Annotated in this window: 21 protein-coding genes, 1 tRNA gene and 2 pseudogenes; 7 read left to right on the top strand and 17 right to left on the bottom strand. The window is 61.3% G+C overall.

Going from position 1 to position 21,958, the window contains the following annotated elements; translation table 11 throughout:
* The first annotated feature begins 3 nt into the window (after positions 1 to 3).
* The gene (locus tag FFR93_RS11180) at positions 4 to 534 is read left to right on the top strand and encodes a gamma carbonic anhydrase family protein (RefSeq protein WP_138393252.1); all 531 of its coding nucleotides are present in this window, start codon (positions 4 to 6) and stop codon (positions 532 to 534) included.
* Between the two features lie 121 nt (positions 535 to 655).
* On the opposite strand, the gene FFR93_RS11175 is transcribed toward FFR93_RS11180, so the two are convergent.
* From FFR93_RS11175 to FFR93_RS11150, 6 genes are all read right to left on the bottom strand, one after another.
* Positions 656 to 1,363 carry an isoprenylcysteine carboxylmethyltransferase family protein gene (locus FFR93_RS11175; RefSeq protein WP_064705464.1) on the bottom strand — a complete coding sequence of 236 codons (708 nt, stop codon included), beginning with the start codon at positions 1,361 to 1,363 and terminating at the stop codon, positions 656 to 658.
* Between the two features lie 215 nt (positions 1,364 to 1,578).
* A complete protein-coding gene (locus FFR93_RS11170; protein WP_064705465.1) occupies positions 1,579 to 1,980 on the bottom strand; it encodes a hypothetical protein in 402 nt (133 codons plus the stop codon).
* 272 nt (positions 1,981 to 2,252) lie between these two features.
* Entirely contained in the window at positions 2,253 to 2,651 is a 399-nt protein-coding gene (locus tag FFR93_RS11165) for an ester cyclase (protein WP_064705466.1), read from the bottom strand.
* Between the two features lie 87 nt (positions 2,652 to 2,738).
* Positions 2,739 to 3,137, bottom strand: coding sequence for a Fur family transcriptional regulator (locus FFR93_RS11160; protein WP_064705467.1), 399 nt, complete (start codon positions 3,135 to 3,137; stop codon positions 2,739 to 2,741).
* A complete protein-coding gene (gene znuB, locus FFR93_RS11155) occupies positions 3,134 to 3,946 on the bottom strand; it encodes a zinc ABC transporter permease subunit ZnuB (protein WP_138393251.1) in 813 nt (270 codons plus the stop codon). Before znuB ends, FFR93_RS11160 begins: the two co-directional genes overlap by 4 nt.
* Complete coding sequence (locus tag FFR93_RS11150) at positions 3,939 to 4,868, bottom strand: metal ABC transporter ATP-binding protein (protein ID WP_138393250.1); 930 nt, start codon at positions 4,866 to 4,868, stop codon at positions 3,939 to 3,941. Before FFR93_RS11150 ends, znuB begins: the two co-directional genes overlap by 8 nt.
* Before the next feature lie 101 nt (positions 4,869 to 4,969).
* Here FFR93_RS11150 and znuA point away from each other — a divergent pair, with 101 nt between their 5' ends.
* The 4 genes from znuA to FFR93_RS11130 all read left to right on the top strand — a co-directional run bounded on the left by znuA (position 4,970) and on the right by FFR93_RS11130 (position 10,018).
* On the top strand, positions 4,970 to 6,073 hold the full coding sequence (gene znuA / locus FFR93_RS11145) for a zinc ABC transporter substrate-binding protein ZnuA (protein ID WP_138393249.1): 1,104 nt from the start codon (positions 4,970 to 4,972) through the stop codon (positions 6,071 to 6,073).
* A 176-nt stretch (positions 6,074 to 6,249) separates the two neighbouring features.
* A complete protein-coding gene (gene zigA / locus FFR93_RS11140) occupies positions 6,250 to 7,455 on the top strand; it encodes a zinc metallochaperone GTPase ZigA (RefSeq protein WP_138393248.1) in 1,206 nt (401 codons plus the stop codon).
* A gap of 688 nt (positions 7,456 to 8,143) precedes the next feature.
* Entirely contained in the window at positions 8,144 to 8,527 is a 384-nt protein-coding gene (locus tag FFR93_RS11135) for a VOC family protein (protein WP_064705472.1), read from the top strand.
* A gap of 159 nt (positions 8,528 to 8,686) precedes the next feature.
* A complete protein-coding gene (locus FFR93_RS11130; protein ID WP_138393247.1) occupies positions 8,687 to 10,018 on the top strand; it encodes a hemolysin family protein in 1,332 nt (443 codons plus the stop codon).
* Here the strand turns inward: FFR93_RS11130 and chrA are convergent, their stop codons facing one another.
* Positions 10,019 to 11,440: a chromate efflux transporter gene (chrA, locus tag FFR93_RS11125; protein WP_138393246.1), complete on the bottom strand. Its 1,422-nt coding sequence runs from the start codon at positions 11,438 to 11,440 to the stop codon at positions 10,019 to 10,021.
* Between the two features lies 1 nt (position 11,441).
* Positions 11,442 to 11,626, bottom strand: a pseudogene (locus FFR93_RS11120) (chromate resistance protein ChrB domain-containing protein); the annotation flags it as partial.
* Positions 11,627 to 12,286: 660 nt separating this feature from the next.
* Between FFR93_RS11120 and FFR93_RS11115 the strand changes: the two are divergent.
* Positions 12,287 to 12,598: a hypothetical protein gene (locus tag FFR93_RS11115; protein WP_064705475.1), complete on the top strand. Its 312-nt coding sequence runs from the start codon at positions 12,287 to 12,289 to the stop codon at positions 12,596 to 12,598.
* Between the two features lie 488 nt (positions 12,599 to 13,086).
* On the opposite strand, the gene FFR93_RS11110 is transcribed toward FFR93_RS11115, so the two are convergent.
* The 7 genes and pseudogenes from FFR93_RS11110 to FFR93_RS11085 all read right to left on the bottom strand — a co-directional run bounded on the left by FFR93_RS11110 (position 13,087) and on the right by FFR93_RS11085 (position 17,990).
* Entirely contained in the window at positions 13,087 to 13,389 is a 303-nt protein-coding gene (locus FFR93_RS11110) for a hypothetical protein (RefSeq protein WP_138393245.1), read from the bottom strand.
* A 484-nt stretch (positions 13,390 to 13,873) separates the two neighbouring features.
* Complete coding sequence (locus FFR93_RS40800) at positions 13,874 to 14,011, bottom strand: hypothetical protein (RefSeq protein WP_156665758.1); 138 nt, start codon at positions 14,009 to 14,011, stop codon at positions 13,874 to 13,876.
* 90 nt (positions 14,012 to 14,101) lie between these two features.
* Positions 14,102 to 14,399: pseudogene (locus FFR93_RS41375) on the bottom strand (hypothetical protein).
* Positions 14,400 to 14,538: 139 nt separating this feature from the next.
* A tRNA-Lys gene (locus FFR93_RS11100) sits at positions 14,539 to 14,614 on the bottom strand.
* Between the two features lie 212 nt (positions 14,615 to 14,826).
* Positions 14,827 to 15,738: a PhzF family phenazine biosynthesis protein gene (locus FFR93_RS11095; protein ID WP_138393244.1), complete on the bottom strand. Its 912-nt coding sequence runs from the start codon at positions 15,736 to 15,738 to the stop codon at positions 14,827 to 14,829.
* 375 nt (positions 15,739 to 16,113) lie between these two features.
* Positions 16,114 to 16,884, bottom strand: coding sequence for an NUDIX hydrolase (locus FFR93_RS11090; RefSeq protein WP_138393243.1), 771 nt, complete (start codon positions 16,882 to 16,884; stop codon positions 16,114 to 16,116).
* Positions 16,881 to 17,990, bottom strand: coding sequence for an endonuclease/exonuclease/phosphatase family protein (locus tag FFR93_RS11085; RefSeq protein WP_138393242.1), 1,110 nt, complete (start codon positions 17,988 to 17,990; stop codon positions 16,881 to 16,883). The genes FFR93_RS11090 and FFR93_RS11085 overlap by 4 nt, the downstream gene beginning before the upstream one ends.
* Before the next feature lie 293 nt (positions 17,991 to 18,283).
* On the opposite strand from FFR93_RS11085, the gene FFR93_RS41370 reads away from it, so the two are divergent.
* Positions 18,284 to 18,634 (top strand): DUF4189 domain-containing protein, encoded by a 351-nt coding sequence (locus FFR93_RS41370; RefSeq protein WP_348640323.1) that lies wholly within the window; start codon positions 18,284 to 18,286, stop codon positions 18,632 to 18,634.
* A gap of 616 nt (positions 18,635 to 19,250) precedes the next feature.
* Here FFR93_RS41370 and FFR93_RS11075 read toward each other — a convergent pair.
* Both FFR93_RS11075 and FFR93_RS11070 read right to left on the bottom strand, forming a co-directional pair.
* Positions 19,251 to 20,270 carry an ABC transporter ATP-binding protein gene (locus tag FFR93_RS11075; protein ID WP_138393241.1) on the bottom strand — a complete coding sequence of 340 codons (1,020 nt, stop codon included), beginning with the start codon at positions 20,268 to 20,270 and terminating at the stop codon, positions 19,251 to 19,253.
* Positions 20,258 to 21,952, bottom strand: a complete 1,695-nt coding sequence (locus FFR93_RS11070; protein WP_138393240.1) for an iron ABC transporter permease — start codon at positions 21,950 to 21,952, stop codon at positions 20,258 to 20,260. Before FFR93_RS11070 ends, FFR93_RS11075 begins: the two co-directional genes overlap by 13 nt.
* Positions 21,953 to 21,958: the final 6 nt, after the last annotated feature.

Here is a 21,958-nt window from a genome sequence, read left to right as displayed (position 1 = left end):
ATCATGCCGATCTATGCCCTTGGCGGACTGACCCCGAAACTGCCGCCCGCCGGCCTCCATTGGATCGCGCCGGATGCGCATGTGATCGGAGATGTCGAGCTCGGCGAGAATGTCGGCATCTGGTTCGGATCGGTGCTGCGCGGCGATAATGAGAGGATCACCATCGGCGCCGGCACCAACATCCAGGAAGGTGTTATGGCCCATACCGACATGGGCTTCCCGCTGACGACGGGCAAAGGCTGCACCATCGGCCACCACGCCATCCTCCACGGCTGCACGCTCGGCGACAACGTGTTGATCGGCATGGGCGCCACCATCCTGAACGGCGCCAAGATCGGCAACAACTGCCTCGTCGGCGCCAATGCGCTGGTGACGGAGGGCAAGGAATTCCCCGACAATTCCCTGATCGTCGGAGCGCCCGCCCGTGTGGTGCGGGTGCTGGATGAGAAGGCTGTCGAAGGCATCCGCCGCTCGGCGGATAATTATGTGGCGAACTGGCAGCGGTTTGCGCGGGATCTCAGGGTGATTGGGTGATTGACGGCGCCTCTTCCAGGAAAAATATGCCTTTGGCTTGCGCTCAAGGCGTTCGTCGCTAAGGCACGAAGCGCAAGCTGGGGGGCAAGTAACCGGACGCATTACGGCCACACCCACGCCCTCACCAAATTCTCGGAATCCACCGCCAGCGCACCCGCGCCACATACTCCTCATATCCCGTAAGCCCCTTGCGCAACTCCGCCTCCTCTCCCAGCGTCCGGCCGAAAAGCACGGCAATGAGCAGCCCCACCGGGATCAGTGCGTAAAGCGAGCCGAGCGACAGCGCCATTCCGGAAGCAAGCACAATGGCGAACGCATAGCCCGGGTGGCGGATGACGGCGTAGGGCCCGCTGTCGATAACCTGGTGGTCGCGGTCGGTCTGGATGCGCACCGTTGGCTCGAAATGCCGGTTTACCGATTGCGCCCAGGTCAGGCCCAGATATCCCACGGACGTCAGGAGATAGCCGAGGAGAACGACCCAATCGGGCTGCGGCGCCCAATGGAAGCGCCCGTCGTCGAACGCACCGACCGGAAGAATGGCCGCAAAGAGAATGATCGTCAGCGTCGCGACGACGGCGTCCCAGCGCTTGGTTCCCTTTTGATATCGGCTGCGTGCCGCAAACAGCTCCGGATTCGTCCGCCAGATCCAGACGATCGCGATTGCAGTCAGTGCGAGGAAGAGGCCGAGAAAGATCCAGCCGCGCGGCCAAGCGAGCGTGCCGGCAGGCCAGAACAGCACGACGACCATCACTGCGACGGTTATGGCGAGCGATCCAAGCGGCGGAGCTGCCGCAAAGGATCGACCGGGCCGGCTGCGTTCCTGTGTCATGACCGTTTTCCTACTTCACCGGGCAAGCGCCCTCTGCCGAAAGCGGCCGCAAAAGTCTGACAGTCCTGCGTCTGATGTAGGAAGTGGGACGCGCGTAACAACCGTGCCAACGCGGCAAATGAATTCCGCCTCCCAAAGCAGATGTCATTGTTTTTCGCGGCTGTCTTACCGGAGACTGCGGCTGCTGCAGCATCGGATAATGTTGAAAGGCCGCTCTATTCGGCCGCTTCCAGAAACTGGTTCTCTCCCGAAGAAGCGGCTAGCGCCCGAACCTTGGCTTCCGTCTTGGCGATCAACTGATAGAATTCGTCCTGCGCCTCGACATCCAGCTGAATGACGGCATTGACGTCATCGGGCGTATCGCAAACGAAGGCGACCGCCGAAATGGGGCAAATGCCGCCGGGGTAGCGTTTACCGGTCCCTGTGTAGGCACGACGGCCCCAGCGTTCGGAATAAACCGTTTCTTCCCGATCGAGATGCAGGATCGTGCCTTTACAGGCGGTCACGATGGCCGCCTTTCCGTATGCGAACCAATGATAGTTCAGCTTACGGAGAATATATTTGCCAGTGATGTCTTCTCCAGCCAGTTCGGCAGGGTCTTCTATCATTCTGATCATGACGGCATCCTCAACGTCTGCGCAATATCCTTCAAGTCTGGTTGCGCAGCAAGTCGAAAAACGCTGCTTTTGGAGGGACTTAGTCACAAAGTGTTTCCGATTCTTACATCATGCACGCAATGGACAGTCCGTCCGCCACACAATTCTTCGTCGAATTTGCCGCAGCCTGCACGTTCTTGAGACTTTGTTGAGGAAAACGAGCCGACCGCCGCCGGCAACAAAACGACCATACGGCATTCGCCGGCGCATTGCCGTGATGTGAGTGCAAGCGATCAGCGCCCGCCCGCAAGCTGAGCTTCAATCGCCACCTTGTCCAGCACCGACCACACTTCGCTGATTTTGCCGCCGCGGAATTCGTAGATCACGTTTTCACCGAACGACAGTCGCTTGCCGTTCACATCGAGGCCGAGGAACCTTCCCTTTGGTGTGCACTCAAAACCGAGCCGGCCCGCCACGTAAGGCGGGTCGCAGACAAGCAACAGAACATTGAAGTAAAGATCCGGAATCTCGTTGAAATCCCGCTCCAGCATGGCGGTGTAACCCGACAGCCCAAGCCGTCGCCCGTTATGGATTGCGTCGTCCGCGACGAACTGCCCGAGATTCAGCCAGTCCTGTCTGTTGAGGCAGGCGATGTAGCCGCGATAGAGGTCCGCAAGTTCGGTTTTCGTCATGGGTTTGTCCGGGCTTGGCAACAGCTCCGCAGTCAAGATAGCGCGGCAATCCGTGCCCGCCAGCGCACCACGCGGCCCTCATCTCACTCACGCCGCACAAGCCTCACACAGACCGCGGATCTCGATGGTCGTTTTCTCCGGCTTGAACTTCTGCCCGCGCACCCAGCCCATCAGCCGGTGGTCGACCTCATGGTCGTGGAACTCCATCACTTGGCCGCAGCTTTCGCAGATGGCGAAGGCGACGATGCCGTGGCTGTGGCAGTCGTCGTCGGGATGGGCGCAGGCGACGAAGGAATTGATGCTTTCCAGCCGGTGCACGACGCCATATTCAAGCAGCTTTTCAAGCGCCCTGTAGACCTGCAGCGGCGCTCGAAAACCGTGGTCGCGCAGCTTGTCGAGGATGGTATAGGCGCTGAGCGGCCCCTCGGCCTTTTCGAGCACCTCGAAGACCAGCGACTGGTTCTTGGTAAGCTGCGGTGTTGTCATGAGCTTTGTCCTTGCATGACCGCGCGGCGCCTGAGGGGAAGCAGGCTGAGAATGAAGAGGATCAGCGCCGCGACCACGATCGACGGGCCTGACGGCGTGTCATAGGTGAGCGAGCCGAACAAGCCGCCGACGACTGCGGCCGCCCCGATCAGCGAGGCGAGCACCGCCATGATCTCCGGCGTCGATGAGAAGCGGCGCGCCGTCGCAGCCGGGATGATCAGCAGCGAAGTGATCAGCATGATGCCGACGATCTTCATCGCGATGGCGATAACGACAGCCATCAAGAGCATGAAGAAGAGCCGCGCCCGCTCGGGCTTCAGCCCTTCCGCCTCGGCAAGCTCGGCGTTGACGGTCGAAGCCAGCAGCGGCCGCCAGAGCCAGGCGATCGCGACGAGCACGAAAACCCCGCCGCCCCAGATCAGCGCGATATCGGTCGAGGAGACGGCGAGGATATCGCCGAACAGAAAGGCGACGAGATCGACCCGCACCCAACTCATGAAGGCGACCATGACGAGACCGATCGCCAGCGTCGCGTGCGAGAGGATGCCGAGCAGCGCATCCGCCGACAGCGCCTGGCGCTTCTGCAGGAAGAGCAGCAGCACCGACACGAGGGCGGCGACGGCAAAGACGGCCAGCGTCAGGTTGAGTTCGAAGAGCAGGGACAGCGCCACGCCGAGCAGCGCCGAATGGGCAATCGTATCGCCGAAATAGGCCATGCGTCGCCAGATGATGAAGCAGCCGAGCGGCCCGGTCGTCAAAGCCAGCCCGACGCCGGCAAGGATGGCGCGCACGAAGAAATCGTCAAACATGGCGGCCCTCCCCGCTACGGGAATGAGCGTGTTCATGTGCGTGATCGTGTCCGTGATGGCCGTCATGAGTGTGCCCATGTCCGTGCCCGTGTCCGTGCCCATGATCATGGTCATGGGCGTGATGCCCGTCTTCCGGATGGCAATGATCGGTGACGGACCCGTCCGCATGCAGCACGCGCCCATCCGGCAGGTGCGTATGATCGTGGTGATGACTGTAGACGGCGAGCGTCTGGGCTGCTCGGCTGCCGAACAGGCGCACATATTCCGGGCTGCGGCTGACAGCCTCGGGCGTGCCGCGGCAGCAGACATGGCCGTTGAGGCAGATCACCGTGTCGGTCTCGGCCATGACGACGTGAAGATCGTGCGAGATGAGCAGGATGCCGCAGCCGCTGGCGTTGCGGATCGATTTGATCAGGTCGTAAAGCGCGATCTCGCCGGAGAAATCTACCCCCTGCACCGGCTCGTCGAGCACCAGCAGGTCGGGTTTGCGCGCAATCGCCCGGGCCATCAGCGCCCGCTGGAACTCGCCTCCGGAGAGGTGCTGCACTTCGGCGCCGATCATATGGGCGATGCCGGCGGCTTCGAGCGCTGCCTGCATGTCGCGCTCCGGCAGCGGGCCGGTCAGGGTCATCAGCCGGCGCACCGAGAGCGGCAGCGTCCAATCGATCGCAAGCTTCTGCGGGACATAGCTGACCTTGAGGCCGGCCTTGCGCTCCACCCTACCCTCATCGGGCCTCAATACGCCGATTGCCGTCTTCGCACTCGTCGATTTTCCTGAGCCGTTCGGCCCGATCAGCGTAACGATCTCGCCGCGCGAGACGGAAAAATCGACGCCGCGCACCAGCCAGCGGCCGTCGCGCAGGACGCCGACATTCTCAAGCGAAACCAGCCGTTCGCCCTTCGTATTTGCGGGAGAGAGCATCAAATTTTCCGAAAGTCCTGTTGCGTCCTGCTATCGCACACGTTATAGCATAACGCAATTGATGTAATAACATAACAACTGCAATTCAAGCGGAGCATATGATGAAACGCGCCTTGAGGCCTGACCTGAACAACCTGGCCCTCAAAATGCCGGCTGCCCTCGCCATCGCGGCCCTTACCATCCCCAGCCTCCTTTTTGCCGGCACGATGCGGGCGGCAGATGCGCCTGTCGTCGTCACCTCGATCAAGCCGATCCATTCACTGGTTTCGGCAATCATGCAGGGCGTCGGCGAGCCGGAGTTGATCGTCGATGGCGGCGCCTCCCCGCACACCTACAGCATGAAGCCCTCGAATGCGCGGGCCCTGCAGGAGGCCAAGGTCGTCTTCTGGGTCGGGCCGAACCTGGAGGCTTTCCTGGAAAAGCCGCTCGAGGCGTTGGGCTCGAACGCCAGCGTCATCGAACTCGACAATGCGCCTGGCCTGACCAAGCTGCCCTTCCGCAAAGGCGGCGCCTTCGAGCCGCACGATGACGCCGAACATGAAAGCGCCTCTCCGGAGCATGAGCATGCCTCCGGAGATGAGCATGGTCACGACCATGCCGCTGAGCCCGGCCATGCCGCTGAGCCCGGCGGTGATAGCGGCCATGCGCATCATGATGACGATGAAGAGCACCAGCACGGCCATAGCGCCTTCGACACGCATCTCTGGCTCGACCCGACGAATGCGAAGGCGATGGCTGCCGTGATTACCACGACTCTGGTCGCCGCCGACCCTGCCAACGCGCTGACCTATCAAGCCAATGCCAAGGTGCTTGATGACAGGCTGACGGCGCTGGACAAGGAGATTGCCGCCACCGTCGCCCCTGTCAAGGACAAGCCCTTCGTCGTCTTCCACGACGCTTACCAGTACTTCGAACACCGCTACGGGATCCGTGTCGCGGGTTCGATCACCGTCAGCCCGGAAACCATTCCCGGCGCCGAGCGTGTCTCGGAAATCCACCGCAAGGTCGGCGAACTCGGCGCAACCTGCGTCTTTGCCGAACCGCAATTCGAACCGCGCCTCGTCAAGGTGGTCATCGAGGGTACGAGCGCCAGGTCCGGCGTTCTGGACCCGGAAGCGGCGACGCTCAAAGCCGGTCCCGACCTCTATTTCACCCTCATGCGCGGCATCGCCGACAGCATGAAGGCCTGCCTCTCCGGCGCTTGATCACCGAAGTGCACTAGATTTCGGAAAATCACGCACCACCGCAGATGTTCGGAGCGCCTTCATCCCGGCAGACGGCGCTCCGGGGAGAGCTAAGGCGGAAAGAGGTTGATGACCCCGTTCCGCCTTTTTCGGCACTATGCATGTAATGATATAACATATACAACAACGAGGCTTCCATGGACAAGAGACTTCCAGTCACCGTGCTCTCCGGCTTTCTGGGCGCTGGCAAGACGACCCTTCTCAATCATGTGCTTGCCAATCGCGAAGGCCTGCGCGTTGCCGTCATCGTCAACGACATGAGCGAGGTGAACATCGACGCCGCACTGGTGCGCGATGGCGGCGCCAATCTCTCGCGCACCGAGGAGCAACTGGTCGAGATGACCAATGGCTGCATCTGCTGCACGCTACGCGACGACCTATTGAAGGAGGTGCGGGACCTCGCCGATCAGGGCCGCTTCGATTACCTGCTGATCGAATCCACAGGCATCGCCGAGCCCCTGCCCGTCGCCACCACTTTCGAATTCCGCGACAAGAACGGCCGGAGCCTTTCCGATGTCGCGAGGCTGGACACGATGGTGACCGTTGTGGACGCCGCTAATCTGCTCGCCGACTACGCCTCGGCTGATTTTCTCGCCGACCGCGGCGAAACGGCGGGCGACGAAGATAATAGGACCATCGTCGACCTGCTGGTCGAACAGATCGAATTCGCCGACGTCGTTGTGCTGAACAAGATCGGCACGGCAAGCGAGGAGGCCCGCGACGCCGCGCGCAAGATCATCATCGGCCTCAATCCGGATGCGAAGCTGATCGAGGTCGATTTCGGCCGGGTGCCGCTCGCCCAGGTGCTCGGCACCGGCCGCTTCGACATCGAGAGGTCAGAGACCCATCCGCTGTGGTACAAGGAGCTGCACGGCTTCCGCGAGCACGTGCCGGAGACCGAGGAATATGGTATCCGCTCCTTCGTCTACCGCGAGAAACGGCCCTTCCATCCGGCAAAATTGCAAGCCTTTCTCGATCGGACATGGCCGGGTGTAGTGCGCGCCAAAGGCTTCTTCTGGCTCGCGACCCGCCCGCATCATGTCGGCGAGATCAGCCAGGCGGGCGCCCTCGTGCGCACCGGCAAGATGGGCCTGTGGTGGGCGGCCGTCCCACGCGAACAGTGGCCGCAGGAGCCGGGCTTCCTCGGCGCCATCGGCCCCTATCTCGATCCGGTCTGGGGCGATCGCCGCCAGGAAATCGTCTTCATCGGCGCCGATCCGATGGACGAGGCCTGGATCAGGGGGGAGCTCGATGCCTGTTTGGTGGAAAGCCAGGCCTTCACACCCGAACGCTGGCGCAACCTGCCCGATCCCTTCGCCAGCTGGAGCAGGCAGGCGGCATGAGGGCGACGGCAATCAAAACCTATCGCTGCGTCTGCACGGATGCGATCCGTTGCTACCGATCGATGGGCTGCATCCGTTGACGCATAAGGCAGAGGATGAGACGCCAGGCAAAGCCAGAGGCATTCTCAACGTCATCGGAGAGCGGATCATGCCGTTGCTTCGGCGGGAATAACACGAGAAATGCTTTCGGTGGAACGAAGCGGGCGGAGGATGGAGATCACCGGCAAACGGCACCTCCCGTACAAGTGGTTGATTCAGCCGAACCGCCGCCGCCCACCCTCATCCTTGTGCTCGTCACAGGGATCGAGAGCTGGATTCCTGTGCACGCATAGGAAAGAGGAGTCTGGAGAGACGTCGCCAAACCTTTCTCGAAAGCGAAAGGGCGACCGGAAGCCGCCCCTCCTCCAATCACCATCAAAGCCCGGCAATAATGCTGGAAATGACGCCGCTGAGTAATGAAATCCGTAGCGTGCGCCGGAAGGTTTATACTTCAGATTAACCTATACGCATCCAGGCCGAAGTTCCTGGGATTCCGCTCGCGGGCCGCGTTCGGCATCGTACGCGCGGCATTTGATTGGAGAGCGGATTCGATTTCCAAGGAATTTTAGCGCAGATTTCAGGATAGGAAGCGTCTGCAAACGCTACTCGCAGGCTCGTTCGAGGCAACCATGGCACAATGGAGGAAACCATGTCCGGCATCAGCATGCGCTACATCGTCGACGACGTTGACGCAGCCGTGGATTTTTACAGGCAGCATCTCGGCTTCGCCCTCGCGTTTCGCCCTGCGCCCACCTTCGCCATCTTGACCAGGGACGGCTTTCGCCTGCTCGTCAGTGGCATGACGGGACCAGGCGGAGCGCCCCAGGCTATGCCAGATGGACGAAAGCCGGAGCCTGGCGGATGGAATCGGATGCAAATCGAAGTCGAGGACCTTGAGGCGGAGGTCGGCAGGTTGCGCCAGGCGGGCGCACGATTTCGCAATGAGATCGTACAGGGAATGGGCGGGAAGCAGATCCTGCTCGAAGATCCGGCCGGAAACCCGATAGAGCTCTTCGAAGCGCCAAAGGAATAACCGAGGTGAGCTTACCTTCTCGACAGCGTTGTTCCACCAGGATTCCAATGACGATCGCCCGATATGGACGTTGCTCCTGTCAACAATGGCGGCTGCGCCTTGCCAGCATTGTGCGAGCGTGTAGTTTCGGACTCGCGTCAATTCAGAGGTAGGCACAACATGTCCGAATCCGCGGGCGGGCTCCTCGACTATGTCGGGATACTAGCCGTATTCTTTCTCGTCGCCGCCAATGGCTTCTTCGTCGCCGCCGAATTCGCACTCGTGTCGATGAGGCGCAGCCGTGTCGCCGAGCTCGTCACGGCAGGGCGCATGAACGCCTCGGCCCTTCAGCGCGCCGTTGACAATCTCGACTCCAATCTCGCCGCCACCCAGCTCGGCATTACCATCTCCTCACTGGCGCTGGGCTGGGTCGGCGAGCCCGCACTTGCCCACCTGATAGAACCGCTGCTCTCTTGGCTGCCCGAGCCGTGGGCGACGACCGGGGCGCATACGGTCGCCATCGTCATCGCCTTCGTCATCATCACCGCGCTGCATATCGTGCTTGGCGAACTCGCTCCCAAGAGCCTGGCTCTTCAGCGCAGCGAAGCCACCTCGCTTGCCGTCGTGCGCCCGCTCGGCCTTTTCCTCGTGCTGTTCAAACCGGCAATCTTCACGCTGAACGGCCTCGGCAATCTGGTACTCAAAGCCGTCGGGCTTCGTGCGGGAGCCGGTGAATCCTCCTTCCACTCACCGCAGGAGCTGAAGCTCCTGGTCGCCGAGAGCCAGGAGGCCGGTCTTCTGAACCAGGTGCAGCAGCAGCTCGTCGAGCGGGTATTCAACATCGGCGAGAGGCCAATCTCCGACATCATGACGCCCCGTCTCGACATCGAATGGTTCGATGCCGACGACAGCGAGGCGGAGATCCTGAAGACGATCCGGGAATGCAGCCATGAACAGCTGCTGGTCGCCCGCGGCTCGATCGACGAGCCGATCGGCATGGTATTGAAGAAGGATCTTCTCGACCAGGTCCTCGACGGCGGCAAGGTCAGACCGCTGGAGGTGATCAAGCAGCCTCTGGTGCTGCACGAGGGTACGAAGGTGGTCCGCGTCATCGACAGCTTCAAGGCGTCCCCCGTGCGCCTCGCCATCGTCGTCGACGAATATGGCAGTCTCGAGGGCATCGTCACCCAGACCGACCTGCTCGAAGCTATCGCCGGCGATCTGCCGGGCGCCGACGAGAAGCCCGACATCGTCGTTCGGGAAGACGGTTCGCTGCTGATCGACGCGATGATGCCAGCCTTCGATGCCTTCGAGCGTCTGGGCCTCAAGGATCGACCTGACGCCGATTTCCATACCCTCGCTGGCTTTGCACTGCATCAACTCCAGCATATCCCCGAAGCAGGCGAAACCTTCCTGTTCGAAGGCTGGCGCTTCGAGGTGATGGACATGGACGGCATGCGCATCGACAAGATGCTTGCAACGCGCGTCCCCGCCGAGGGAGCAGAGGCCTGATCAATTCATTGCCAACGTCCAGAGCATTCCGACAGCAGCGCAGCTAAGCAGGGTCGCAATGACGGAGGCCCTGAATCGGAAGATCGCGATCGCGGCGGCAATTGACAGCGCCATTGCCGCCGGCACGGCCGATTGCAGTACGGGAGTGTCGAGCCACAGCCCCCCAAGGCGAATGACGGCGACCTCGGCGAACAGCGTGTGCAGGCCGAACCAGATTGCCAGGTTGAGAATGACCCCAACCACGGCCGCCGTTATCGCCGACATCGCACCGGCCAGAGCGACATTGCCGCGCAGATTTTCGATGAACGGCGCGCCGAGAAAGATCCAGAGAAAACAGGGCACGAAGGTCACCCATGTCGTCAGTATGGCCGCAAGCGTGGCGGCGAGCATAGGATCCAGCGATCCGGGATCGCGGTAGGCGCCCATAAAGCCGACGAACTGGACTACCATGATCAACGGCCCCGGTGTCGTTTCGGCCATGCCGAGACCATCAAGCATCTCCCCCGGTCTCAGCCAGCCGAAATGCTGCACGGCTTCTTGCGCGACATAGGCAAGGACGGCATAGGCTCCGCCGAACGTCACGACAGCCATTTTGCTGAAGAACAGGGAGATCTCGGTGAAGACACTGTCTGCTCCAAGGGCTGCGTAGAGCGCAACGACAGGAATGAGCCAGAGGGCAAGCAGGATGGCCGACATACGCAATGACCAGGGTAGATTCGGGCGAGCATGAGCCGGAATATCCTCGCCCAGCGCCGAGTCGGCATCCGACAGCACCGGCCCACCGCCCGCCCCGTGCCCTCCTCCGGTTCTGAAGGCGGCAAGCTCGAATCTGCCGCCGAAATAGCCGACGATACCGGCTGAGAGCACGATCAGCGGGAACGGCACATGAAGAAAGAAGATGGCGACGAAGGCCGTGGCCGCAATCGCGATCATGACCTTGTTCCTCAATGCCCGCCCGCCGATGCGGATGACGGCCTGTACGACGACGGCAAGCACCGCCGCCTTCAGGCCGAAGAACAAGCCGGCAATGATGGCGACGTTGCCGTAGGCCGCATAGATGTAGCTGAGACCGAGGATCGAAAGAAATCCCGGCAGCACGAACAGAATGCCGGCAACCAGGCCGCCCAATGTCCGATGCATCAGCCAGCCGATATAGATGGCTAGCTGCTGGGCCTCGGGACCGGGAAGCAGCATGCAGTAGTTCAGCGCGTGCAGGAAGCGATGCTCGCCGATCCATCGCTTCTCGTCGACGATGATCCGGTGCATAACCGCAATCTGACCGGCCGGGCCGCCGAAGCTCAAGGCCGCGATCCGCAGCCAGACCCGGAAAGCCTCGCCGAACGAGACGCCGTGATGATGCTCTGAACCTGCGTGTTTCTCCGCCTTTTCACTGGTGGGCGCGTTTCCTGTCATCTCGACCATCTCATGCCCTCTTCTTCGGAATGGGCCAGTTGTGGTTTCCTCGGTCGCCTCGCGGCACCAGCGGAATAAGGCGTCGTGGAGAATCATGCCTGCCTCGAGCTGCTCCAGATCGTCGGAATACATCCTGGAGAGGCCGAGCGAAACGGCAAGCAGCCCGGGCGCCTCCGGCCCGAGATCGAGCCTCGCTGCAATCCTCGTCCGTGCGGACGTCGATGATGCAGGGCGTACCGCGTGTTCCGATGAGGCGGCTGAGCTTATCGGGAGATATTTCGAGAAATGACGGCATGACGCGTCCCTCCGTTGATCGGTTGTACCGGACGCGATTCTTCAGCATGCCGCCTCGTGGGGTGATCGCAACCCCAGAGCCAAAGCATTGGCAAACCGATCCCCTCCTGTCAAGAAAGATGCTTATACGACGGTTGTCCCTGCGTCCGTGGCCATGATGACTGTGTGACGACCGTGCCGCCCCCGGCAAAAATTCTCGTCCTCGATGGGACACCGGCCAACCCGGCACTGGAGCTTCTTGGCACCACGTCTCCTCCCCTCGTGCACTCGAATCCAGCCGTGGCGCGTCATCGCCCATCATCTTCGCCTTTTTCAAGGTTCAACCTGAAAAACGCAATCGAAACGGGCAGAACCTCGGAGCACGCGCCATCGCGCTGCTCCTTGCATCTACAGCCGCCAACACCTGTCTCGTTGCTCAATATCCCCACCGAACTCTCTTGCTTCGCGCTCGGTGGAAACCGCTGGGCGGCAAAAACCCCGTCAATACAAACGCTTCGGCCCCATAATGGAACAAAAGTCCAACTCGTCCATTTCTCTCACACCGAAAGAGGAGAAAGTACCATGACGTACGACCCCAATAATGCCAACGATCCGAACCGCCCGCTGAACCCGAACCTGGACCTGCGCACCACTCCGACTACGCGCAATAGCAATACGTGGGTTGTCTGGGTTGCTGCATTGGCCGTGATCGCTGTTGCTGCATTCGCCTATTCGCAGTGGAGCAGCACCCCCGGCACTTCGCCGGATACGACAGCCTCCACGACCCAGTCCGAGCCGGCCCCGGCCAAGCCGATCGCTCCGACCGATAACAGTGCAACGCCTGCTCCGGCACCTGCACCGGCCACACCGCCGGCCGCTCCTGCCCAGCAGTAACCGCTGCCGGTCGAAAGAAGCTGCGCTAGATGCCTCCTTGGCGTATCCGGCAGGACACGCCAAGGAGGATCTATGCATCAAGGACACTTTGGCTGGGGCGACATGTTTCTTAGAGCGACGCGTCCGGCACCAGCTTCTTTTCGACGGCCGGCTCTTGAAGAAGAGCAATCGGCACTTATTTAGAGATTATTAAATTTGTCTCTGACGGCTGACCACGGATGTACTGGCAGCCGTCATCGAGACAGATCGAGGAAGGTCGGTGCGAGTTTCGCCCGGCCTTTTTTTGTTTTCGTCACCGACGCCGAAATAGTCCGGCTACCCGCCGTTATTGCTCTTCTTGCTGTCGGACCTGGAGGAACAGCGGTCTCCGTTGCCGCAGGTGTTGTAGCAGCCGCCGGAATCGCGCTCCATCATGTAAGTATCGCGGCACGGGCCGGAGATCGGCACATGGCAGGCTCCACTAGCCGGACAATGCTTAGGCTCAAAGGCTAATTGGGAATTCTGTTGTAAAAGGACTGAGGATCGTAGACGCACTCATAGTCGAGGAGGCAGATCTTGCCGTCTGCATCTCTCACCCGCGCGGTGTCGTATTTGTCCCCCAGATTGCACCTTGCCGGCGGATAGCGAAAGCTGCGGCCGCCGAAGCCCATGCGGACGAATACCCGCTTGTCCTGCTGAATGACGCGTCTGAGTTCCGTGCAGCTGTGGTCCCTGGCATTGACTTCCACCGTCTCGGCGGCAAAGGCTACAGACGGAAACGATAGCACGACGGCCATAACGAGATTTTTCATGGACAACTCCTGAATGGGAGGGCTGAAGTAGGGCGGCCGGCCGAGACAGCCAGTAGCCAATCCAACTGCACCGCGCCGAGCAGCAATTCTTAGCCGCTGGATTGAAAAACGCCCTCGCCTCAACACGTGGTGCCGAGTTATGCGACTCCAAGCCAATCCGCAACCCAACTGTTGTTACCCTTATTGCCGCACGACGCGCACCGCAGCCTTGGCGTCAGTACGCCGATCATCGCACCGGTGCCGAACCGTCGCGCGAGCTCCGATTGATCGATCCAGCCTACGTGACGGCATGCCGCGCACCTTCCACCGAGGATGTCCTCCTTCTTGAGCTCGGCCAATGTCAGCCGACCTCCGGCATGCGGAAGCGTGGCCGCGCCTCCCTGTTTGGTGGAGGCCGATCTTGAAGACCCTCGTCGGCTGCCTTCGTTGACTGTGTAGCCGGTGTCCGCGCCAGGCCGTACAAGGTCGATGCCCTTCTGGTGCTTCATTGTAGGGGACGCTCTTTGCGGATTGCCGCGAGCGCGCGATTTTGCGCTCGCAGGACAGCAGCAGCCAGATCCCCGTCCGAATGCAGCCGGTTGGCTGCTACTTCGGTCTCACTGAAGGCGAGCTGCTCTGCCATGATATTTCCCTAGAAGTAGCCTCTGCATTCAAGCGAGCTCGTTCGTATTTTGTTCCCGCATCCCAAAGAGTCAAGAGAGCTGCCGCGGTGTCAGGGGAAAATATAAAGCGAGGCGGGGTCGTAGACGCAGGCGTAGTCAGGGACGCACTGCCTCCCCTCCGCATTGCGAAAACTCGCCGTGCTGCGCTTGTCGCCGCGGCTGCACTGCGCCGGCGGATAGCGAAAGCTGCGCCCGCCAAAGCCGACGCGAACAAAGGCCTTCTTACTTTGACGGATGATCTGGGCAATCTCGCCGCTGCTATGTGCGCTCGACTTGATTTCTATTCCCCCGCCAGCAAACGCCCGCCGACGGAAGCAACAAGGCAACGCCGAAGATGACACTTTTCATGGAAACCTCCGGCTTCAAAAAGGGAGATAGCGCAAGCCATCAGCGCGGCCAGCGTCGATCACGGCAACCGTTCGGGAACAGTTCCATCAAACCGGAAAATCCGATCCGAATTCAAATAGACGAGCTTTATCAAGGAGAATGGTGGGTGATGTAGGGCTCGAACCTACGACCCGCTGATTAAGAGTCAGCTGCTCTACCAACTGAGCTAATCACCCGTTCGCGCTTGGCTGCGCGGTGTGACGGGGCGTATAAACAGGATCGGCTAGCTTGTCCAGCGCATTGGCGAAAATTATTTGGTTAATCTCAAATTTTTTCCGCAAGCGCGAAATGCGGCATGTAATCCTGAGAATCGGAACCGATTTCCGGAGGGATTATGCGCCTATTCAAAGCGATAGCGCGTCCTGCCAGATGCACTGCCCCCATCAAATTAGAGGTCAAGTGTGCCGCTCGCCAGCCGCACCGCCTGGCCGCCGATCCGCGCGTTGGAAATCGTCCCGCCTTCGACATCGATATGCAGGTGGATGAACGACGGGCGGCCCATCTCGACGCCTTGCTCGATCATGATCGGGTGGTGCCCGTCCGTCAGCCGGTCAAAATGGCGGATAGCGCCCGAGAGTGCGGCGGCCGCGGAGCCAGTGGCCGGATCCTCGACAATGCCCATGCCGCTGGCGAACATGCGCGCATGAAACTTCGCCACGTGGTTGACCCCGCCACGGCAATAGACGTAGGCCGAGGCAAGCGCGCCGTCGACGAAAGGCACGATCTTTTCCCAAAGCTGCGGATCGAAGTCTACCCGCTGCGCCGTGCCGACATCGTGCACTGGGATGAGCAGAAACGGAACGCCGGCGCTCCAGACCGAAGGGACGTGATTTTCGAAGCCGATTTCGGTGATCTTCAACGACAGCGCATCCGCGATACCGAGCTTGTCCAGCGGCATGACGGCCTGCTGTGATTTACGCGGCAGGTCAAATTCGGCAAAACTGGCCTCGCCCTCGCGAAGCCGCACCGCGCACCGCACCGGCCCGACATTTTCCTCAAGCACCATAACCAGATCGAGCGCCGCTGCGCCGTGAGCCCGCTCGGCCAGCGCCACGGCGGTGCCGACTGTGGGATGGCCGGCAAAGGGCAGCTCGCGGCCCGGCGTAAAGATTCTGAGTTTCGCCGCATAGGCGGGATTGGTTGAAGGCTGCACGAAAACCGTCTCGGAGAGATTGATCTCCCGGGTAATCGCCTGCATTGCTTCGTCGCTGAGATTGTCGCCGTCGAAGATCACCGCCAGCGGGTTGCCCGCAAGCTTTCGATCGGTGAACACGTCATAGACGCTGTAGCTTCGCGCCACATCGGCCTCCTTGAATCGATCCTCGCGCCGCCAACCTGCCCGACCAAGCGACCGAGTGCAAGGCGCTAACTCGGGTAAGAACAACCCATCTCCGACAGGAGAGGTCGGCAGTCCGCAATTTGTGCGGGATCGTTAATGAAAATCGATTTCGTTTTCGCGGCGCCGGCGGGATTCAAAAAGCCACGTTAAGGCCTGCCCTTCGGCGCTCCGGCCATCGGCCGCGCGCGCTCTCAGGATGAGGAGCGGTGGAGAATGCCGCGCCAACACTTGAAGCCCCTCAGGATAACGGTATTGGAAAAAGGCGCGACCTCTGCGACCTCATCCTGACGCGCCGAAAGCGGCCTCGAAGGTGCGTCGCCGGCCTCCGATTGTGCCCTATGCGCCACTCTTTCCGAAATACCAGTCAATCACCGGCAGCATGGAGATGTTATAGGGATAGGCGTCACGATCGGCCGAACGGATCGCCACCGCACCCGCGATTTCCTTGTCTTCAGCAACCAGCATGTGGGCTTCGATCCGCTCGACAATCTCGTCGGCCGTAAGGTCGAAGCGGAACAGCCTGAGCAGCGTCACGGTACGCCTGGCGTGGCTGGCGAAGAGGCCCTGCCCCGCCACGGAATCGGAAAGATCGAGGCCGGTCTCCTCGAGAACCTCGCGGCGCATGTTGGCCTCGATGTCGCAGCGCCCGTCAACGACATCCTCAGGCTCCAGCGAGCCCGCGGCAAAATAGACCTGGCCAGGATTGGCGGTGTGCGCACCCATTCGGATCGCCACCAGCGCGCCGTCGGAACTTTCGAGCACCGGATAGGCGAAGATATGCAGTCCGCCTTGGCGCTGGGGCTGCCGGCGCCAGTACATGAAGGCGGAAAAGGGCGTGACGTAGCCCTCACCTGAAATCCCCTCCTTGCCGAATGATAGCCGCTCCAGGAAGATCAGGCGCCCGTCGAAGAGCGCGGGATTGGCGGTGGTCTCCCTCACCCAGTTCTCACGGATCGCCGTTTCCTCGGCGGCGACGAAGGGATGGGTGCCGGGCAGGACGCGGAGATCCACGCCGGCGATCGGGAAGACCGTAGCTTCCGGCGGCCACCCGGCGAAATCATCTGAAAAATCACTGCTTGGAAAATTTATGTTCAAATTCGTTTTCATGGGAGATCCAGTGTCATGACGACGGGGCAATGGTCGGAGGCCTTCGGCCGGTCCCAGCCGGTACGGGGATAACGCTCCACCTCCTGCCCCGACGGGAAGATGGTGCGGTAGGGTTGGCCGTTGCGGATAATCTGAGGCAGGCGGCCGGCACTATGCGCGGCAAGAGCCGGCGAAAGCCAGATATAATCGAGCTGGCAGAGATGCTGCTCCTGCGGCCCGCGCGCGTGATAGAGCGTCCAGCGATCGAGGGGCTGACGACGGCGTACGACGTTTTCCGCAAATCCGTCATGGCTGAAGACATCAAGTGCGCTTTCGCCCTCGTCCCGATGCTCAAACCGGTAGTCGGTACCGCGGCGACCGATGACGTCGACCCGTTCCTGATAATCGTTCATGTCGCCGCAGATGGCGAAGCTCTTCGAGGCTGTATGGCCGGCCCCAAAGCGGTCCTCGATGATGCGGCGCACGGCGCGCGCTTCGGCGCGGCGGAGCGGCATGGTCGACAGGCGCCCGTCCAACCCGTCGCGCGGATTGCCCATCGATTTGAAATGCACGACATAGAGCGAGAGCGGCCGGCCGCCGATCAGCAGATCGAGCTCCAGGCAATCGCGCTTGAAGATCTTGTCGTCGATGCGGTTGGTAAGCGCCAGTTCCTCGTCGAAGAGATCGAAATCGCGATAGGTCGTCATCGCATGGCTTCTTATATCCCTGAGCTCGATCTTCTGGCCGTCGCGCGTTTCCTCGCGCATCAGGACGGCGACATCGATGCCGCGGCTGTCATTGCCTTCCACCAGGAATTTCTGCCGGTAGCCGTTACCGACCATGCGGAAGAGATAGCCGTATTCGAACGCCTGCAGGGCGGCCATGTTGTCGATTTCCTGCAGGCAGAGAATATCGGCATCCGCATCGGCAATCGCGAGCGCCGTCATCTGCCGGGTGTCGTCGGTCGCCGCAATCACCCGCGCCTGCTCGAGCTGCTGATAGACGCCCTCGCTGTTCACCTCGAAAAGCTTGATGACGCGATCCTGGCGCAGCTGGTTGCGGAAGCCGGTGAAATCGAAACGGGTCAGCAGATTTTCGACGTTGAAGGTGGCGAGGCGAAGCGACATGGAATGAGTCCGGTTGCGGGCGCTACCTTAACCAGCAGAAGCGGCAGGAAAAGATAGCGCGGCTAAAAAAGTGCAGACAGCCCAGGCTTTTGAAGCCGAAAGCGACCAACTGCGATTGGATGGCCGACATTCTCCCACGGGCCTCGGATAGTTTGCCGCGGACGGCTATGGCCAATTCGCACGCGGGGGCATTTCATGAAACGAATTCTTGGATCGCTTGCAGTTCTGACGCTCCTTGCCGGCGCCGGCACTGCGCTCGCCGACACCTATAGCACCATCGCCTATTCGCCGTCATAAGGCGCCACCGGCTGGTCCTATGCCTATGGCAACAGAGGCGCCGCCAAACCGTCGCGAGGCGCAATCGCGACGACAGCGCAAATGACTGCCGCATCGCCATCTGGTTTCGCAACGGCTGCGCCGCGGTCGCCGTCGGCTATCGCGGCGGCTGGGGCTCCGGCTGGGGTTACGACCGCCCAGCGCCAAGCGATCAGCAGCTGCAACAGGCAGACCGGCGGCTGCCGCATCATCCGCTGGCAGTGCTGGAACGGGGAATAAGCCGACGTGGTCTGAAAACGACCGCGGCCATAGCAGCAAAGTCCTGTGCAGAAGTCCTTAATAAGGCCCATGCTTCCGGGGGCTCTTGACCGCTTGTTCTGACTCTACTGTAAATCGCACCCACCATAATGAGACTTCGTGTCGCCCCTTTCCGTAATCGAAATAATCCACCGGTAGACCAGCCGCGAGCTTAGCATCCGCCACGGCCTTTCGTTCCGCCATGCATGAGTTATCGAGCATTAAAGCAACTTTTTCCGGATCTTTGTTTGAAACAAGATACGATTTTGTGGATCGCTCCAAGCACTTGCCCAATGCCCCCGCGGCTGACCCGACGCGGCGTATCTCCGGGGTGTCATAGGGTGAAGTAGCACACGACGCTAGAGCCGTTACACCACTCAGAATAATGCCCGTATATCGCAATCTTATCCCCTGCTCACATTGAAGTTGAGTCTCAGCGTTGCCTCGCTGCCACTGAGCCTATGTTTCAACACCCGCAATCGAAGGTCATCGCTCAAGACCGTGCCATCCTCCGCAGCTCCAAAGTGGATTTTGAATCAGCTTCGACCTGCGCGGTTACTTCGCAATCGACTCATAGAAGCTAGAAAATATTCAACCGATTGGCGATTAGAAACAAGATCCTGGACCCTTTCAACCCTATATTGTTGAGCTTCAACCGTATCAACGCAGAAGCCAAGCCTTCCTCCATCACAGGCGCCAGCCGGCGCGGATAACGACACGTACGGTCTCGCCGGTCTCGACGACGACGCGGCTGTAGGCGCGCAGCGTCTGGCCGTTGCCGAGCGTCAGTTTGACGGCGTAGCGCTCGCCCTCGAAAAGCACGGATTCGACGGTCGCGAGCGCCCCCTCGCCGCCGATGATCACATCCTCCGGCCGCACGAGAATATCGGCACCATCGGTATTGGCGGCTTGAAGCGCATCCAGCAGCTCGTCCCACTCCAACTGGCGTTCGCCACCTATCACCGGCAGCGTCAGGATCGCGCCGCGCCCGATCAGCCCGCCGACGATGCGCCCTTCCGGCCTCGCATAGATCTCGGCTGGCGGCGCCACCTGCAGCAGCCGCCCCTCGGACATGACGGCGACGTCGGTCGCCAGCGCCATCGCCTCGCTCTGGTCGTGGGTGACATAGATCATCGTCGCGCCGGAGCGCTGGTGGAACTCGCGGAAGGTCTCCTCCATCTCCTGTTTCAGGTGACGGTCGAGATTAGCGAGCGGTTCGTCGAGCAGCACGACGTCGGGCGATGTCACCAGGCAGCGGGCGAGCGCCACGCGCTGGCGCTGGCCGCCGGAGAGATCGGCCGGCCGGCGTGCAGCGTAATCGGCGAGCCGCACGGTAGCGAGCGCCTCGCCGACCTTAGCCCGGTAAGCCGCGCCCGAAATGCCGCGCACCTTCAGGGGATAGCCGACATTGTCGGCGACGCTCATATGCGGCCAGAGCGCGTAGGACTGGAAGACCATCGCCATCTTGCGCTTCTCCGGCGGCAGCGACTGAGCGGCATCGGCAAGCAACCGCTCGCCGAGATGGATGGAGCCGTCGGAGGGCGTCTCGAAGCCGGCGATCATGCGCAGCACCGTTGTCTTGCCGCAGCCGGAAGGCCCGAGCAGCGCCAGGAAGCCGCCCTCGCGCACATCGAGCGAGAAATCGCTGACGGCGGCGCGACCGGTGCCGAAATCCTTGGCCACCCGGTTGAGGATCAGCTTCGCCATGGCACCACCCCTTTCGGCAGGCGTTTCGCCAGCAGCTCCAATAGCAGCATCATGGCGATCACCATAAGGACGATGAGCACCGAGAGCGCCGAGGCAAGGTCGGAGCTGCCGCTGTCGTCGAGATTATAGATGGCGACGCCGAGCGTCTGGGTTCCGGCCGACCAGAGCAGCGCGGAGATCGTCAGCTCATTGCAGGCGATCAGAAAGACGAGGATGACGGAAGCGCCGGCTGCGGGCGCAATCAGCGGTACGACGATGTCGAAAAGCCTGCGGAAGAAGCCGGCGCCCGAAAGCCGCGCCGCCTCCTCCAGCGCCGGATCGAGCTGGTGGAAGGCGCTGACGACGGGTTTCAGGCTGACGGCGAAGAAGGAGGAGAAATAGGCGATCAGGATGATCCAGATCGTCCCGTAGAGCGAGACGTTAAGGACGGGGATCGGTGCTGCGAAGACCAGAATGAAGGCAACCGCCACGACGATACCCGGCAGTGAATAGGGTATCTCGATCAGGCTGGCGACGATGCGAGAGACGGTATCTCTCCGTCGCGTCAGCTCATAGGCAGCAAGCACCGTCAGCAGAAGGAGACCAAGCGCGGCACCGCCGGCAAGCGAGAGCGAGTTGATGAAGGCCGTGCGAGTCACCGCCTGCCGAAACAGGATTTCCTCGAAGGCATGCAGCGACATGGTCTTGAAGGTGAGCGGCACACCATAGGCCGGCACCAGCGCGCCGGCGACAAGCGCGAAGAAGGGTGCGGCGAGCATGAAGAACAGGATCGCCCAGAGGAGCGGCGCCGCAAGGAAGCGCCAGGGGCCGAGCTCGAAGGCGGCACTTGCCCCCGACAGGCCGATGACGCGATAGTCGCGGCCTCTGAGCGCCCGGTCCTGGATCATCAGCCCTGCGACCGAGATCAGCGCAATGATGGCTGAGAGTACGGCGACATCGCCGAAAGTGCGGCTGGTGAAGGCTGAGAATTTGGTGAAGATGAGCGTCGGCAGCGTGAAGATCGAGGCCGGGATGCCGAGAATAGCAGGGATGCCGAAATTGCCGGTGCAAGAGACGAAGGAGATCGCCGCCCCGGCGATGATGCCCGGCAGCGACAGCGGGAGGATGATGTCGCGGAACACCCTGAGACTCGAGGCGCCGGAAAGCCTTGCGGCTTCCACGCCGTCGCGCGGCAGCGTCATCAGCCCGGCCCTGAGCGCCAGATAGACGAGAGGCGCATGCTGCACGCCATAGAGCAGCGCGATGCCGCCGACCGAATAGAGCGGCTGCGGCGCGCCGAGCGGCGGAGCGATCGCGAGTGCCTTCAGCAGTGGGCTCGACGGCCCCGACATCTGCACCCAAGCGAGCGCCGTCACTTGCGGCGGTATCATCATCGGCAGCACGAAGAAGAAACTCAGCAGGCCCTTGCCGCGGATGTCCGTCAGCGTCAGCAGGAAAGCGAACAGGCAGCCGACGGCAAGCGAAATGATCGTCCCGAGAATTGATGTAACGATGGTGTAATAAGTCGCCTGCCACAGCGCCGGATCCGCAAACACATCGATGACGCCGCCGCTGGCAAATGCCGCGATCCCTGCCATGGCAAGGCGGGCGAGCGGCAGCACGCTGAGGACGAAAACGGTAATGACGATAAAAGGAAACAGCCAGGCGGGCTGGCTGTTCCCTGATCTAACATAGCCTGGCATGAAGAG

It is taken from the genome of Rhizobium sp. MHM7A (genome assembly GCF_005862215.1).
GTDB classification, from domain to species: Bacteria; Pseudomonadota; Alphaproteobacteria; order Rhizobiales; family Rhizobiaceae; genus Rhizobium; species Rhizobium bangladeshense.
This window is presented reverse-complemented; position numbering and strand designations above follow the sequence as displayed.